The 14,713-nt window shown below is 68.7% G+C and carries 14 protein-coding genes; 10 read left to right on the top strand and 4 right to left on the bottom strand.

Annotation, left to right across the window (positions count from 1 at the left end):
• Window positions 1–18: 18 nt before the first annotated feature.
• From B7K26_RS09280 to B7K26_RS09260, 5 genes are read left to right on the top strand one after another with little or no spacing between them, the layout of a single operon-like run.
• Window positions 19–1,383 carry a trypsin-like peptidase domain-containing protein gene (locus B7K26_RS09280; protein ID WP_143340621.1) on the top strand — a complete coding sequence of 455 codons (1,365 nt, stop codon included), beginning with the start codon at window positions 19–21 and terminating at the stop codon, window positions 1,381–1,383.
• A gap of 17 nt (window positions 1,384–1,400) precedes the next feature.
• Entirely contained in the window at window positions 1,401–1,769 is a 369-nt protein-coding gene (locus B7K26_RS09275; protein WP_084078915.1) for a twin-arginine translocase TatA/TatE family subunit, read from the top strand.
• A gap of 50 nt (window positions 1,770–1,819) precedes the next feature.
• The gene (gene trpS / locus B7K26_RS09270) at window positions 1,820–2,833 is read left to right on the top strand and encodes a tryptophan--tRNA ligase (RefSeq protein WP_084078914.1); all 1,014 of its coding nucleotides are present in this window, start codon (window positions 1,820–1,822) and stop codon (window positions 2,831–2,833) included.
• Between the two features lie 4 nt (window positions 2,834–2,837).
• Window positions 2,838–3,851 carry a YihY/virulence factor BrkB family protein gene (locus B7K26_RS09265; RefSeq protein WP_084078913.1) on the top strand — a complete coding sequence of 338 codons (1,014 nt, stop codon included), beginning with the start codon at window positions 2,838–2,840 and terminating at the stop codon, window positions 3,849–3,851.
• A 60-nt stretch (window positions 3,852–3,911) separates the two neighbouring features.
• On the top strand, window positions 3,912–4,688 hold the full coding sequence (locus B7K26_RS09260) for a DUF4190 domain-containing protein (RefSeq protein WP_084078912.1): 777 nt from the start codon (window positions 3,912–3,914) through the stop codon (window positions 4,686–4,688).
• Window positions 4,689–4,783: 95 nt separating this feature from the next.
• Here B7K26_RS09260 and B7K26_RS09255 read toward each other — a convergent pair whose 3' ends face one another.
• Genes B7K26_RS09255 through sdhC form a run of 4 tightly spaced genes read right to left on the bottom strand, consistent with a single transcriptional unit; the run spans window position 4,784 to window position 8,126 of the window.
• Window positions 4,784–5,551 (bottom strand): succinate dehydrogenase iron-sulfur subunit, encoded by a 768-nt coding sequence (locus B7K26_RS09255; RefSeq protein ID WP_084078911.1) that lies wholly within the window; start codon window positions 5,549–5,551, stop codon window positions 4,784–4,786.
• Window positions 5,552–5,565: 14 nt separating this feature from the next.
• Window positions 5,566–7,341: a succinate dehydrogenase flavoprotein subunit gene (sdhA, locus tag B7K26_RS09250; protein ID WP_084078910.1), complete on the bottom strand. Its 1,776-nt coding sequence runs from the start codon at window positions 7,339–7,341 to the stop codon at window positions 5,566–5,568.
• The gene (gene sdhD, locus B7K26_RS09245) at window positions 7,342–7,791 is read right to left on the bottom strand and encodes a succinate dehydrogenase, hydrophobic membrane anchor protein (RefSeq protein ID WP_084078909.1); all 450 of its coding nucleotides are present in this window, start codon (window positions 7,789–7,791) and stop codon (window positions 7,342–7,344) included.
• Entirely contained in the window at window positions 7,791–8,126 is a 336-nt protein-coding gene (gene sdhC, locus B7K26_RS09240) for a succinate dehydrogenase, cytochrome b556 subunit (protein WP_084079192.1), read from the bottom strand. Before sdhC ends, sdhD begins: the two co-directional genes overlap by 1 nt.
• A 91-nt stretch (window positions 8,127–8,217) precedes the next feature.
• Here sdhC and B7K26_RS09235 point away from each other — a divergent pair, with 91 nt between their 5' ends.
• The 5 genes from B7K26_RS09235 to B7K26_RS09215 all read left to right on the top strand — a co-directional run bounded on the left by B7K26_RS09235 (window position 8,218) and on the right by B7K26_RS09215 (window position 14,709).
• Window positions 8,218–9,306 (top strand): mannose-1-phosphate guanylyltransferase, encoded by a 1,089-nt coding sequence (locus B7K26_RS09235; RefSeq protein ID WP_084078908.1) that lies wholly within the window; start codon window positions 8,218–8,220, stop codon window positions 9,304–9,306.
• Window positions 9,307–9,470: 164 nt separating this feature from the next.
• Window positions 9,471–10,559 (top strand): BMP family protein, encoded by a 1,089-nt coding sequence (locus tag B7K26_RS09230; protein ID WP_084078907.1) that lies wholly within the window; start codon window positions 9,471–9,473, stop codon window positions 10,557–10,559.
• A gap of 126 nt (window positions 10,560–10,685) precedes the next feature.
• A complete protein-coding gene (locus tag B7K26_RS09225; RefSeq protein WP_084078906.1) occupies window positions 10,686–12,203 on the top strand; it encodes an ABC transporter ATP-binding protein in 1,518 nt (505 codons plus the stop codon).
• Window positions 12,200–13,417 (top strand): ABC transporter permease, encoded by a 1,218-nt coding sequence (locus B7K26_RS09220; RefSeq protein ID WP_234998772.1) that lies wholly within the window; start codon window positions 12,200–12,202, stop codon window positions 13,415–13,417. The genes B7K26_RS09225 and B7K26_RS09220 overlap by 4 nt, the downstream gene beginning before the upstream one ends.
• On the top strand, window positions 13,414–14,709 hold the full coding sequence (locus B7K26_RS09215) for an ABC transporter permease (RefSeq protein WP_084078905.1): 1,296 nt from the start codon (window positions 13,414–13,416) through the stop codon (window positions 14,707–14,709). The genes B7K26_RS09220 and B7K26_RS09215 overlap by 4 nt, the downstream gene beginning before the upstream one ends.
• The last annotated feature ends 4 nt before the right edge of the window (window positions 14,710–14,713 follow it).

Below are 14,713 nucleotides of genomic sequence, written 5' to 3'. Positions count from 1 at the left end.
CAATCCAAAGGAGCCCCCATGACTGACAACCCCTTCGCGTCCCCGAACGGCGACAACCGCCCCAGCAACGGCAACGGCGACGCCGCCGCTCGCCACGAGGACACCGAGGTCATCCCCACGCACGCGGCGCCGTCCGAGCCCGAGGTGGCGCCCACGGCGGCCCACCCGGTGGCCAGCCACCCCGCGTCGGAGCAGCCGGCCGCGGCGCCCCTGACACCCGCGAGTGACGGCACCATGTCCACGGCGCAGCCCGCCTACGACGGCTCCGGGTATGCGGCTCCCGCCGCGCCCGTGAAGGAGAAGAAGCGCGGCGCGGGTGCCGGAGCGGTGGCGGGAATCGCCGTCGGCGCGCTGCTGCTCGGGCTCGGCGGAGGGTTCGCGGGAGCGTGGGCGTACGACGAGTGGGGCTCGCCCAGCGCCTCGCTGTCGGTGTCGGAGGGCGAGTCCGTCGACCGCGACGCCGGCTCCGTCGCCTCGGTGGCCGCGGCGGTCATGCCGTCGGTGGTGTCCATCGAGTCCACCATGGAGGGCGGTTCCGCCACCGGTTCGGGCTTCGTCATCCAGGAGGACGGCTACATCCTCACCAACAACCACGTGGTCGACGGCGCCACCGCGATCACCGTCGTGTTCTCCGACGGGTCCGAGCACGACGCGGAGATCGTGGGCACCACCGCCGACTACGACCTCGCCGTGATCCACGTCGATCTCGACGGCCTCACCCCGCTGACCTTCGCCGACTCCGACGAGGTGGTGGTGGGGGACGCGACCATCGCGGTCGGCTCGCCGCTGGGCCTCGAGGGGACGGTCACGACCGGCATCGTGTCGTCGATGCACCGCCCCGTCACCGCGGGCGACACCCAGACGCAGGCATACATCGACGCCCTGCAGACCGACGCCGCGATCAACCCGGGCAACTCCGGTGGCCCGTTGCTGAACGCGAAGGGCGAGGTGATCGGTGTCAACTCCGCGATCGCCACGCTGTCCGGTACATCGTCCGAGACCGGGTCGATCGGCCTGGGCTTCGCGATTCCGTCGAACCAGGCGCAGCGCACCGCCGAGCAGCTCATCGAGAACGGCGAGGCCACGTACCCCGTCATCGGCGTGCAACTCGACGGCCGCTACACCGGCGAGGGCGTCCAGGTGGTCGACGACTCCACCGGCGTGGTCGAGGGTGGCCCGGCCGATGCCGCCGGCATCGAGCCCGGCGACGTCATCACCGCGATCGACGGCCGCCCCATCACTCAGACCGACGAGCTCATCGTCGCGATCCGCGCGAAGGCGGCGGGCGACGAGGTCACCCTCACCGTCCAGCACGGCGACTCGTCCGAGGACATCACCGTCACGCTCGGCTCGAGCGACGAGGTGACCTACGAGCAGCCGTAGCGAGGCACAATAGTCCGGTGTTTGACATCAACGGCGGCGAGCTCCTCGTCATCATCCTGGTCGCGATCCTGGTGGTCGGGCCGGAGAGGATGCCGGAGTACGCCAAGAACCTGCGCGAGTGGGTGGTGCGCGGCCGTGACTACGTCAACACCAACAAGGACCAGCTGAAGTCGGACGTCGGCGTCGACGTCGACTGGAAGCAGTACGACCCCCGCCAGTACGACCCCCGCCGGATCGTGCGCGACGCGCTCGCGGAACCTACCGCGACGCGTCCCGCGCCCCCGGCGGGGGCGACTGCGGCGGCCACCCCGGCTGCGGCATCGGACGCGGCATCGGGCGTGAGCGTCACCGCGACCGGCATCCCTTACGACGCCGACGCGACCTGACGCGAGGGGGCGGGTACTCGCGCCCCCGGCGAGTTTGGAATGATGGGGCCATGAAGCCTCGCGTCTTTTCGGCCATGCAGCCGACCTCCGACTCCCTGCACCTCGGTAACTACCTGGGCGCGCTGGTCAACTGGGTGGCGCTGCAGGACGACTACGACGCGATCTACGGAGTGGTGGACCTCCACGCGCTCACCGTGGCCCCCGAGCCCGCGCTGCTGCGCGAGCGCACCCGCCGCACCGCCGCGCAGTTCCTCGCCGCGGGCGTGGACCCCGAGCGCTCGCTCGTCTTCGTCCAGTCGCATGTGCCCGAGCACGCCGAGCTCGCGTGGCTGCTGTCGACCTTCACCGGCTTCGGCGAGGCGTCGCGCATGACGCAGTTCAAGGACAAGTCCGCCAAGGTGGGGGAGTCCGGCACCAACGTGGGTCTCTTCACCTACCCCGTCCTGATGGCGGCCGACATCCTGCTGTACGACACCGACCTAGTGCCGGTGGGTGAGGATCAGCGCCAGCACCTCGAGTTGTCGCGCGACCTCGCCGAGCGCCTCAACACACGCCTGGGCGAGGGCTCCGCGGTGATCCCCGAGCCGTACATCGTCAAGGAGACCGCGAAGATCTACGACCTCCAGGAGCCCACCAAGAAGATGTCGAAGTCGGCATCCAACGGCAAGGGCCTCATCGAGATCCTCGAGGACCCCAAGAAGGTGGCGAAGGCCATCAAGTCGGCGGTCACCGATGCCGGCAGTGAGATCCGCTTCGACCGCGAGGAGAAGCCCGGCGTGTCGAGCCTGCTGTCGATCTACTCGGCGATCGATGGCCGCTCGATCGAGCAGCTCGTCGACGACTACCAGGGCAAGATGTACGGCCACCTCAAGGTGGATCTTGCCGAGGTGGTCGTCAACTACCTCACGCCCATCCGTGACAACGCGATGGAATGGATCGAGTCCCCCGAGAGGTTGGACACGGTGCTGGACGAGGGCGCTCAGAAGGCCTCCGCTATCGCGCGGGGCACGCTGGAGCGGCTGTATGACCGGGTGGGACTGCTGAAGCCACAGCGCTGGAGGTGACGCGATGAGTGGTCGCGAGACGGACTCGACCGCGATCGACCAGGCCAAGGACGCCATCGATCAGGCTAAGGAGAAGAAGGCCTGGTTCGAGACGACCCGCCCGGGGCGCACCCTCGAGACGATGAAGCTGCGGAACGGGATGATCCTGTCGGGCGGCATCGCGTACTACTCGCTCACGTCGCTGGCCGCCGGCGTCGTCATCGCCATCACGCTGTCGAGCTATCTCCTTGCCGGCAACGAGGAGTGGCAGGACAGGTTCTACTCCTTCCTCAACGACGCCATCCCGGGTGTCATCACCACCGAGGACGGCGGCGAGGGGCTCATCTCGCCCGATTCGATCGCCCCCGAGACGATCACGGGAGTGGTCGGACTCGTGTCCTTCCTCATCCTGTTCAACACCGCGACGCGCTACCTGCGCGGCGTGCGGCTGGGCGTGCGCGCGATGCTTGGCCTCACGGAGGCGAAGCCCTCCCAGGGCAAGATCCGTGACTTCATCGCGCTGTTCGCGATCTTCCTGCTGGTGCTAGCCGGCATTGTGCTGCAGGTGCTCGCGTCGCAGTTCTCCTCGGTGCTCGCCTCCTTCCTGTCCGACGGCTTCGCCTCCGAGTGGATCATCCGCGGCCCCGCCATCGCGGTCGGAGTGCTGCTCGACGGCGCCTTCGTGGCGCTCGCCATCGTGGTGCTCGGACGCTACCAGGGGCCCGTCAAGCCGCTGCTGTGGACGCTGCTCGCCGCAGCGATCGCCATCGGCATCCTTCGCCAGGGCGTCACCTTCATGGTCACGAGCGTGTCGGAGAACCCCGTCCTGGGGTCCGTGACGGCGGTGTTCACGATCATGATCTTCGTCGACTTCACGGCGCGCATCATGATGTTCGCCGCCGCCTGGCTCGGCACCCACCCCGATGTCGTCACGGGCGACGAGGAGGAGCCGGAGGTGGGCGAGATGGAGACCCCCGCGCGCCGCCACCACGGCACCGTCACGACTGCCAGGGCCACGGGCAAGACCAGGAGGCCCTAGCGCGACCCGCGCTCTGCCAGTACATTTCCTCCCGTTGCCCTGACCTGCGAGGAGAGACCCGTGACCGATACCGACCCCTTTAAGAACCCCTCGTCGGGGTCCCGGTCCGACGTGCCGGTCACCGAGCCGATGCCCGTGACCCCCGCCCCGTACGGGCAGGAGCCGGCGCCGTCGTGGGCCCCTCAGGCCGACGCCGGCTCGCCGGGGTACACCCAGCACTCCTACGGACAGGCCGATGCCTCCGCCTCCCCGTACGCGGCTCCGGCCGGGCAGCCGGGCCCCTACGTGGCGCCCCCCATGGGCGACGCGTCGCAGTACGGCACCACTCAGTACGGCTCGGCGCCATACGGGACGCCGTCACAGCAGCGCGGCACCGACGGGGTGTCCATCGCCGCGCTCGTGACCGGCCTGCTGAGCCTCGCCTTCGTCGCGATCGTGCTGGGCGCGATGGGACTGCGCCGCACCGCACAGGGGGCGCGCAAGGGCACCTGGATGGCCGTGACGGGACTCGTCCTCGGCATCCTCGGAACGATCGCCTGGACCGCCGTCATCACCGGCGCCATCGTGGCCAGCCTCGACGTGGCGGACCGCGTCCAGGAGACCATCGAGGACGGTGACTGGGGTTCCGACTATTACAACTCGGACGCCCAGGCCTACGGCGACGACCCGACGCTCGACGCCCTGTACGACCAGTGCGGCGCGGGCGACGATGCCGCGTGCGACGAGCTCTACTGGTCGACCACCACCGGCACCGAGTACGAGGAGTTCGCCCTGGACTGCGGCGGACGCGGCATGCCCACGGGCCAGTGGTACTGCGACCCCGAAAGCCAGTGGTGACCGGAGCGCCGCACGTCTCCTGATGGCCCGTTCTGCGGCACTTCAGGCCGTTTCGTGCCGCAAATGTGGCCATTTGCGGCACGAAACAGCAGTGCCTAGACCTCGCCGGTGGTGAGGGCCTTCTTGACCTCGGAGATCGCCTTGGTGACCTCGATGCCGCGTGGGCAGGCCTCGGTGCAGTTGAAGGCCGTGCGGCACTTCCACACACCGGCCTTGTCGTTGAGGATCTCGAGCCGGTCCCACTCGCCCTCGTCGCGCGAGTCGAAGATGAACCGGTGCGCGCCCACGATGGCCTGCGGGCCAAAGTACTGGCCGTCGGTCCAGAACACCGGGCAGCTCGTGGTGCACGCGGCACACAGGATGCACTTGGTGGTGTCGTCGAACTTGGCGCGGTCCTCGGGGGACTGGAGACGCTCCCGCTCGGGAGTGGGGCCGCTCGTCATGAGGAACGGCATGATCTCGCGGTAGGACGCGAAGAACGGCTCCATGTCGACGATGAGGTCCTTCTCGACCGGCAGGCCCTTGAGGGGCTCGACGGTGATGGGACGCGCGGGGTTGAGGTCCTTCAGCAGCGTCTTGCACGCAAGGCGGTTGCGCGCGTTGATGCGCATCGCGTCAGAGCCGCACACGCCGTGCGCGCATGAGCGCCGGAATGCGAGCGAACCATCCTGGTCCCACTTGATCTTGTGGAGGGCGTCGAGCACACGGTCGGTGGCGTGGGCCTCGACCTGGAACTCCTCCCAGTACTCGCTGCCCGGCTCGCGGCCGTCGAGGCCGTCGGGGTCGAAGCGCAGGATCTTGAGCGTCACCGTCATCGACGGGATGGCGCCCACCTCGGCGGGTGCGTCTGCGGTTGCGGTCATGTCCGTGCCCTCCCTTAGTACTTGCGCTCCATCGGCTGGTACTTGGTCACCACGACGGGCTTCCAGTCCAGGTCGACGGTGCCGTCGGCGCGCTTGTAGGCCATGGTGTGCTGCATGAAGTTCTCGTCGTCACGCGTGGGGAAGTCCTCGCGGTAGTGGCCGCCGCGGGACTCCTTGCGGGCCTCCGCGCCAGCCACAACCACCTCGGACAGCTCCAGCAGGAAGCCCAGCTCGATGGCCTCGAGCAGGTCGGTGTTGAAGCGCGTGCCACGGTCGTGGATCGCGATGGACTTGTAGCGCTCCTGCAGGTCCTTGACGACGGCGTGGGCCTCGGCGAGCGACTCGGCGGTGCGGAACACCTGGACGTTGCGGTCCATGGTCTCCTGCAGCTCCTTACGCAGCTGCGCCACCCGCTCGGTGCCGTCGCCGCCCACGGTGGCCCGCAGCGAGGCGACGGTCTCCTCGAGCCTGGCCGAGGCATCGGCCGGCAGGGAGGGGATCTCAGTCACGCCGTTGGCGTACTCCGCGGCGGCGATGCCTGCCCGGCGGCCGAACACGTTGATGTCGAGCAGCGAGTTGGTGCCCAGGCGGTTGGCGCCGTGCACCGACACGCACGCGCACTCGCCGGCCGCGTACAGGCCCTTGATCACGTGGGTGTTGTCGCGCAGCACCTCGCCCTGGACGTTCGTGGGGATGCCGCCCATCGCGTAGTGCGCGGTGGGGAACACCGGCACGGGCTCCGTGTAGGGCTCGACGCCCAGGTAGGTGCGGGCGAACTCCGTGATATCCGGCAGCTTCTCGTCGATGTGCGCCGGCTCCAGGTGCGTGAGGTCGAGGAGCACGTAGTCCTTGTGCGGCCCGCAGCCGCGACCCTCGCGCACCTCGTTGGCCATCGCGCGCGCCACCATGTCGCGCGGCGCGAGGTCCTTGATGGTGGGGGCGTAGCGCTCCATGAAGCGCTCGCCCTCGGAGTTGCGCAGGATGCCGCCCTCGCCGCGAGCGGCCTCGGACAGCAGGATGCCGAGGCCCGCGAGGCCTGTGGGATGGAACTGGAAGAACTCCATGTCCTCGAGCGGGATGCCGGCGCGCAGCGCGATGCCCATGCCGTCGCCGGTCAGGGTGTGGGCGTTCGATGTGGTCTTGAAGACCTTGCCGGCGCCGCCCGTGGCGAAGATGATCGACTTCGCACGGAACGTGTGCACCTCGCCCGAGGCGAGCGAGTACGCGACGACGCCGGAGGCGGACACCTCGCCGTCCTCGCCCGCGGCCTGCGGGTCACCGTCGAGGATGAGGTCGAGCGCGTAGAACTCGTTGAAGAACTCGACCTCCTGCTTGATGCACTGCTGGTAGAGCGTCTGCAGGATCATGTGGCCGGTGCGGTCCGCGGCGTAGCAGGCGCGACGCACGGGAGCCTCGCCGTGCTCGCGGGTGTGGCCGCCGAAGCGGCGCTGGTCCACCTTGCCCTCGGGCGTGCGGTTGAAGGGAAGGCCCATCTTCTCGAGGTCGAGGACCGCGTCGATGGCCTCCTTGCACAGGATCTCCGCCGCGTCCTGATCCACCAGGTAGTCGCCGCCCTTGACGGTGTCGAAGGTGTGCCACTCGGCGTTGTCGTCCTCGACATTGGCGAGCGCGGCGGCCATGCCGCCCTGCGCCGCGCCCGTGTGCGAACGCGTGGGGTACAGCTTCGTGATGACCGCCGTGCGGGCCCGCTGGGAGCTCTCCAGGGCGGCGCGCATGCCGGCACCGCCCGCTCCCACGATGACGACGTCGTACTCGTGCTCGATAGCCATTTAGATGTCCTCGCAAAGGCTCGGGAGAAGGGACGCGGGGGCGTCCGCGGGGCAGGGGTCGAAGGTGAACAGCACGAGGGTGCCGAGCACGATGATCACGACGGTCGAGATGCGCAGCGCCCAGTGCAGCGTGGCCTTCAGCCACGGGGTGTGCGCGTAGTCCTCGATGATCATCCGCATGCCGTTGGCGCCGTGGATCATCGCCAGGGTCAGCATGAGGAAGTCGAACCACTGCCAGAACGGGTTGGCGAGCTTGCCTGCCACGAAGGCGAAGTCGATCTGGTTGATGCCGTCGCCCGACCACAGGTTCACGAACAGGTGCGTGAAGATCAGGACGATGAGGATGACGCCGGAGACGCGCTGGAAGATCCAGGACCAGCGCTGGGCGCGGCCAAGGGTCGAGTGGCTGACCGGGCGCCTGGGGGACTTGAGCTCGGGAGCGGTGCTCATCATGCACCCCCGAACGCGTGCATGAGGTGGCGCGGCAGGAAGCCGAGCATGAGGATCGCGAAGCCGATCCATACCCACCACACGAGCTGCTTCTGGTGGCGTAGTGCCCAGGTCGAGCGATCCACGGCGATGACGCGCAGGCCGTTCAGGGCGTGCAGCGAGATCGCGGCGACCAGGCCCGCCTCGACGATGGCGTAGAGCGGCGTCTTATATGAGCCGATCACCTCGTTGTAGGCCTCGGGCGACACGCGCACGAGCGCGGTGTCGAGGACATGGACGAGCAAGAAAAAGAAGATCGCGACGCCGGTGGTGCGATGCACCACCCACATCCACATCCCCTCGTGGCCCCTGTACAGCGTCGTCGCTGGCGACACGGAGACTCCTTCGATGGTTCCGGGATTCCGCGACCCATCCTAATGTGGTCGCATGACCGCTGAGGCCACCCCCAATGATTTCGTACACGATCTTGTCGCCGTCGTGCCCGCGGGGGGTGTGGGGTCGCGCCTGTGGCCCCTGTCGCAGCCCACGCGACCCAAGTTCCTCATCGACCTCCTCGATTCCGGCGCCACGCTGATCCAGGACACCGTCGCGCGCCTCGCGCCGCTCACGGCCGATGTGGTGGTGGTCACGGGCGCTCGACACGCCGATGCCGTGGCGGAGCAGCTTCCCGACCTGGGTCGCGATGCGATCATCGCCGAGCCGAGCCCGCGGGACTCGATGGCCGCCATCGCGCTCGCGGCCGCGGTCATCGAGGCTCGTCACGGCGAGCGGATCCTCGCGTCCTTCGCCGCCGATCACGTCATCCCCGAGGCCGAGCCGTTCCGCGCCGCGGTGCGCACCGCCGTCGTGGCCGCCCGCACCGGAAAGGTGGTGACCATCGGCATCACGCCCGATGCCCCCTCGAGCGCGTTCGGCTACATCAAGGCGGGACAGGGTCTCGCCGAGGCGCCGGGCGCCTTTGCGGTGGAGGCCTTCACGGAGAAGCCCGACGAGGGGGCCGCCGCCGCGATGCTCGCGGAGGGGGGCTACTCGTGGAACGCGGGAATGTTCGTGGTGTCCACCTCGGTGCTGCTGGCGCACCTGTCGCGTCTCCAGCCGACTCTCGCCACCGGCGTGCGGGAGATCGCCGCAGCGTGGGACAGCCCCGAGCGCGACGACGTGCTGGCGCGTGTGTGGCCCACCCTGACCAAGATCGCTATCGACCACGCGATCGCCGAGCCCGTCGCGGCCGAGGGCGGCGTGGCGATGGTGCCCGGTGACTTCCCCTGGCACGACGTGGGCGACTTCGACTCGCTCGCCTCTCTGTTGACGGCGGGGGACGACGGTGCCATCCGCATCGGCCGCACGTCGCCGGTGTCGCTCGTGGACGCCGACGGTGCGGTGGTCGTGGGCGGCACCAAGCCGCTCGCCGTCGTGGGGATCGCCGATGCCGTGGTGGTCGAGACCGACGAGGCGATCCTGGTGACGCGGCGCCCCGCCGCGCAGCGCGTGAAGGACGTCGCGCTTCCCGGGTGATGCGGTGATGCCGTGGCGTGTCCCCGTTACCAGGACGGATTGATACCGAACCGTAGCCTGAACGCAACACAGGCGCGCCGCGCCGAAACATAACCGGCCGTAGCATGGGCGACAACGCACCAGCCTGGCGTACCCCTACAGGCACGACAAGTGAGGAATTTCTCATGAAGACCACGATCCGTGTCGGCGCCCTCGCCGCCGTGTCCGCGCTCGCGCTCGCCGCGTGCGCCTCGGCCCCCGAGGACGAGACCAGCGAGTCCGCCACCTCGGGCACGTCCGAGTCCGCCGCTCCCGCCGAGTCCGTCGACTACATGGCCTGCATGGTCTCCGACGCCGGCGGCTTCGACGACAAGTCCTTCAACCAGTCGGCCTACGAGGGCCTCGAGCGCGCCGTCGACGAGCTCGGCATCACCAAGGCGCAGGCCGAGTCCACCTCGGACTCCGACTACGGCCCCAACCTCGAGGCGCAGGTCGCCGCGGGTTGTGACCTCATCATCACCGTCGGCTTCCTGCTGAGCCAGGCCACCGTCGAGTCGGCACTGGCCAACCCCGACGTGTCCTACGCGATCATCGATGACCTCGCCGACAACGACTTCGACGGCACCACCGATGCGCCGAACATCAAGCCCATCACGTTCGAGACGGACGAGGCGGCGTTCCTCGCCGGCTACGCGGCCGCCTCGGCCACCGGCACCGGCACCGTCGGCACCTTCGGTGGCATGGATATCCCGTCCGTGACCATCTTCATGGACGGCTACAACGCCGGTGTGGAGTACTTCAACGAGCAGAACGACGGCGACGTCTCGGTGCTCGGCATGGACTCGTTCTCGGGCAACTTCGACGACCAGCCCGCGGGTAAGAACCTCGCTCAGGGCCAGCTCGACCAGGGTGCGGACATCATCATGCCCGTCGCCGGTCCCGTGGGCCTCGGCGCCGCGTCGGCCATCCAGGCCGCCGGTGACTCCTGGCTGATCGGTGTGGACTCCGACTGGACCGCCACCGCCCCCGAGTACTCGGACATCGTCTTCACCTCGGTGCTGAAGAACATCGCGAACTCGGTGTACGACACCATCGACGCCACCATCACCGACGGCTTCTCGGCCGAGCCCTACGTGGGCACGCTCGAGAACGAGGGCGTGGGCGTGGCGGACTTCGCCGAGGGCACCGTCTCCGACGACGTGCTCGCGGAGCTCGACGAGATCTCGGCTGGCATCATCGCCGGCGACATCGAGGCCTCCGGCGCCGCCGAGTAATCCAGCAGTACCAGGGGGACTGACCCCCCATCTCGCGAGGGGCGTGCCGCGTGGACGCGGCACGCCCCTCGTGCTTGACTTGCAAAGGACGGCCGCGGTGGCGCGGCCACGGAAGGGACGACAGGCGTGAAACTGGAGCTGCGGGGGATCACGAAGAGGTTCGGTGACTTCACCGCCAACGACAGCATCGACCTGGTGGTCGAGTCGGGCACGGTGCACGCGCTGCTGGGCGAGAACGGCGCCGGCAAGTCGACCCTCATGAACGTGTTGTTCGGCCTGTACGACGCCGACGGCGGACAGATCCTGCTCGACGACGAGCCGGTGGTGTTCGTGGGTCCCGGCGACGCCATGGCCGCCGGCATCGGCATGGTGCACCAGCACTTCATGCTCGTGCCCGTCTTTACCGTCGCGGAATCGGTGATGCTCGGTCACGAGGAGGTCAGGGGTCCCGCGAAGCTGCTCGACCTCGACGCCGCGCGGGCGCGCGTCAAGGAGATCTCCGACCGCTTCGGCTTCCACATCGACCCCGACGCGACCATCGAGAACCTGTCCGTCGGCGCCCAGCAGCGCGTCGAGATCATCAAGGCACTCTCGCAGGACGCCAAGGTCCTCATCCTCGACGAGCCCACCGCCGTGCTCACGCCGCAGGAGACCGACGAGCTGCTCGAGATCATCGGCCAGCTGCGCGACGCCGGCACCGCGGTGGTGCTCATCACCCACAAGCTGCGCGAGGTCAAGGCGATTGCCGACCACATCACCGTCATCCGGCGCGGCAAGGTGGTCGGCACCGCCGAGCCCACGGCCTCGCAGGAGGAGCTTGCCTCGCTCATGGTGGGGCGCGACGTGTCCATGACCGTCTCCAAGGACGCCGCCCAGCCCGGCGACCCCATGCTCGAGGTGGAAAACCTCTCGGTGGTCGACGAGGCCACCTCGATCAAGCACCTCGACTCGGTGTCGTTCGAGGTGCGTCGCGGCGAGATTCTCGCCGTCGCCGGCGTCCAGGGCAACGGCCAGACCGAGCTCGCCGAGGCGATCCTCGGCATCGTCGCCGCCGCCGAGGGAAACGTGAAGCTCGACGGCGAGGTCATCACCGGCCGCTCGATCCGCCAGGCGCTCGATGCCGGCATCGGCTTTGTGCCCGAGGACCGCACCGAGGACGGAGTGGTGGCGGACTTCACCATCACGAACAACCTCATCCTCGACCTTTACGACAAGGCTCCCTACTCCAAGGCCGGCGCGATCGACAGGCGGTACGCCTCGCAGAACGCCGCCGAGCAGGTCGAGCGCTTCGACGTCCGCACCACCTCGTCCGAGGCCCTCGCGGGGTCGCTGTCGGGAGGCAACCAGCAGAAGGTGGTGCTCGCCCGCGAGCTCGCGCGCGACCTCAAGCTGCTGATCGCCTCGCAGCCCACCCGCGGCCTTGACGTGGGATCCATCGAGTTTGTCCACAAGCGCATCATCGAGGAGCGCGACAAGGGCGCCGCGGTGCTCATCGTCAGCTCCGAGCTCGACGAGGTGTACGCCCTCGCCGACCGCATCGCGGTCATGTACCACGGGCGCATCGTCGACATCGTGTCGCCCGACACCGACCGCGACACGCTCGGCCTCATGATGGCCGGAGCCCACGAGGAGGAGGCCGCGTGAGCGCCACGACCGAGGCCGCGGCGCCGCAGAAGCCGCAGACCCCCAGCCGCGCCCAGCAGGTGCTTCGCGAGATCCTCGAGAGCTCGACCCTCGTCGTCATCATGGCGATCGTGGCATCGATGCTCATCGGCGCGATCCTCATCGCCTTCGCCGACGAGGAGGTGCGTGCAGCATCGGCCTACTTCTTCTCCCGCCCGGGTGACACGCTGTCCGCGATCTGGGAGGCAGTGTCCGGCGCCTACACCGCGATGTTCCAGGGCGCGATCTACAACTCGAACGTGGACTCGTTCGCGGGCCAGATCAAGCCGTTCACTCAGACCCTGACGCAGGCCACGCCGCTGATCTTCGCGGGCCTCGGCCTCGGCATCGGCTTCCGTGCCGGCATGTTCAACATCGGCGCCCAGGGCCAGATCATCATCGGTGCCACGCTCGGCGGCTGGGTCGGCTTCGCCTGGCACCTGCCCGTGGGCCTGCACCTCCTGGTCGCGATCATCGGCTGCGCGCTCGGCGGCGCGATCTGGGGCTTCATCCCCGGCATCCTCAAGGCCAAGACCGGCGCCCACGAGGTGATCGTCACGATCATGCTCAACTACGTGGCGCTCAACCTGCTGAGCTACCTGCTGTCGCTCGAGGCCTTCCAGCGCGAGGGCCAGGACAACCCGATCTCGCCCACAGTCGACACCAACGCGCAGTATCCGCTGCTGCTGGGCGACCAGTTCCCGCTGCACTGGGGCTTCGTACTCGCGCTCGCGTGCGCCGGCGGAGTGTGGTGGCTGATGGAGCGCTCGACGCTCGGCTTCGAGTTCCGTGCCGTGGGAGCCAACCCGCGCGCGGCGCGTACCGCTGGAATGAACGTTGCGAAGGGCACCGTGCTCGTCATGGTGGTCGCCGGCGCGCTCGCCGGACTCGCGGGCTCCGCCCAGGTGCTCGGCACCGAGAAGAACCTGACGCTCGACGTCGCCGGATCGATCGGCTTCGATGCCATCACCGTCGCGCTCCTGGGCCGTTCGCGGCCCCTCGGCACCGTCATGGCAGCGATTCTGTTCGGCGGGCTCAAGGCGTCCGGGCCCACCCTGCAAGTCCAGGCCGGCCTCCCCGTCGACATCGTGTTTGTCATCCAGGCGACCATCGTGCTGTTCATCGCGGCGCCCCCGCTCGTCAGGTCGATCTTCCGCCTGCCGGCCCCCGCCCACGAGAAGGAGGTGGCGGCATGACCACCACGACCGTCACCCCCGGCGCCCCCAGCGACGCCCTCCCCGAGGAGGTGCTGCGCACCAAGTCGTGGAAGGGGCCCATCGGCCTCGCCGTGGTCGCCGTCATCTCGCTGCTGGTGTTCGGCATCGGCACCCCGTCCGGCACGCAAACCACGTTCTCGGTGGCCACCAGCTCCGACTTCGTCCACCTGCCGACTGCCACGGTGCCCTCCAAGCTCGCGGCAATCCTGCTGTCGGTGGTCGCTCTCGCCCTCGCTGGCTACGCGGCCTACCTCGCGAACCGCTACCGCAAGCCCGGCATCTGGCTCCCCATCGTCTATGGCATGGCCGTCATGGGCGCCCTGCTCACCTGGGCGGGTGCCGGTCGCGACAGCACCAACATCCAGATCACCGGACTGCTGACCTCGGCGCTGTTCCTCGCCGTCCCGCTCATCTTCGGTGCCCTCGCCGGCACGCTGTGCGAGCGCTCGGGCATCATCAACATCGCTATCGAGGGTCAGCTCCTGGCCGGAGCTTTCTTCGCCGCCCTCGTCGCGTCGATGGTGGGCAACGCCTACGTGGGCCTCATCGCCGCGCCCCTCGCCGGCGCCCTCGTGGGAGCGATCCTCGCCATCTTCGCCACCAAGTACTGGGTCAACCAGATCGTGGTCGGCGTGGTGCTGAACATGCTCGTCGTGGGCCTCACCAGCTTCTTCTTCTCGACAGTGATGTCGGACAACCCCGAGCTCAACCAGTCGCTCGGGCTGGAGGCGCTGCCCATCCCAGTGCTGTCGACCATCCCGGTCATCGGCCCGGTGCTGTTCGACCAGAACCTGCTGGTCTACACGATGTATGTCGTCGTCATCGTGTTCCAGATCATGCTGTTCAAGTCGCGTTGGGGCCTGCGCGTGCGCGCCGTCGGCGAGCACCCCAAGGCCGCCGACACGGTCGGCATCAAGGTCAACCGCACCCGCGTGCGCAACACCATCCTGGGCGGCGCAATCGCCGGCCTTGGCGGCGCGTTCTTCACCGTCGCGTCCGGCCTGGCCTTCGGCAAGGAGATGACGGCAGGCAAGGGCTACATCGCGCTGGCCGCGATGATCCTTGGCCGCTGGAGCCCGCGCGGCGCCCTCGCCGCGGCGCTGCTGTTCGGCTTCGCCGACGCGCTGCGCGTGCAGCTGGGCATCATCGGCTCCGACATCCCCTCGCAGTTCCTCGCGATGTTCCCGTACCTCGCGACCATTTTTGCCGTCGCCGGACTGGTGGGACACTCGCGCCCGCCGGCCGCCGAGGGCACCCCGTACAAGAAGTAAGAAG

The organism is Demequina sp. NBRC 110057 (assembly GCF_002090175.1).
Taxonomy (GTDB): Bacteria; Actinomycetota; Actinomycetes; order Actinomycetales; family Demequinaceae; genus Demequina.
The sequence above is the reverse complement of the archived record's forward strand: the minus strand, read 5'-3'. Positions and strand labels throughout refer to the sequence as shown.

What these genes read in the sequence shown, in the direction of transcription:
- B7K26_RS09280 (WP_143340621.1), top strand. Translation starts at nt 19, where the DNA reads ATGACTGACAACCCCTTCGCGTCCCCGAACGGCGACAACCGCCCCAGC.
- trpS (WP_084078914.1), top strand. Translation starts at nt 1,820, where the DNA reads ATGAAGCCTCGCGTCTTTTCGGCCATGCAGCCGACCTCCGACTCCCTG.
- B7K26_RS09265 (WP_084078913.1), top strand. Translation starts at nt 2,838, where the DNA reads ATGAGTGGTCGCGAGACGGACTCGACCGCGATCGACCAGGCCAAGGAC.
- B7K26_RS09255 (WP_084078911.1), bottom strand. Translation starts at nt 5,551, where the DNA reads ATGACCGCAACCGCAGACGCACCCGCCGAGGTGGGCGCCATCCCGTCG.
- sdhA (WP_084078910.1), bottom strand. Translation starts at nt 7,341, where the DNA reads ATGGCTATCGAGCACGAGTACGACGTCGTCATCGTGGGAGCGGGCGGT.
- sdhD (WP_084078909.1), bottom strand. Translation starts at nt 7,791, where the DNA reads ATGAGCACCGCTCCCGAGCTCAAGTCCCCCAGGCGCCCGGTCAGCCAC.
- sdhC (WP_084079192.1), bottom strand. Translation starts at nt 8,126, where the DNA reads ATGTGGATGTGGGTGGTGCATCGCACCACCGGCGTCGCGATCTTCTTT.
- B7K26_RS09235 (WP_084078908.1), top strand. Translation starts at nt 8,218, where the DNA reads ATGACCGCTGAGGCCACCCCCAATGATTTCGTACACGATCTTGTCGCC.
- B7K26_RS09230 (WP_084078907.1), top strand. Translation starts at nt 9,471, where the DNA reads ATGAAGACCACGATCCGTGTCGGCGCCCTCGCCGCCGTGTCCGCGCTC.
- B7K26_RS09215 (WP_084078905.1), top strand. Translation starts at nt 13,414, where the DNA reads ATGACCACCACGACCGTCACCCCCGGCGCCCCCAGCGACGCCCTCCCC.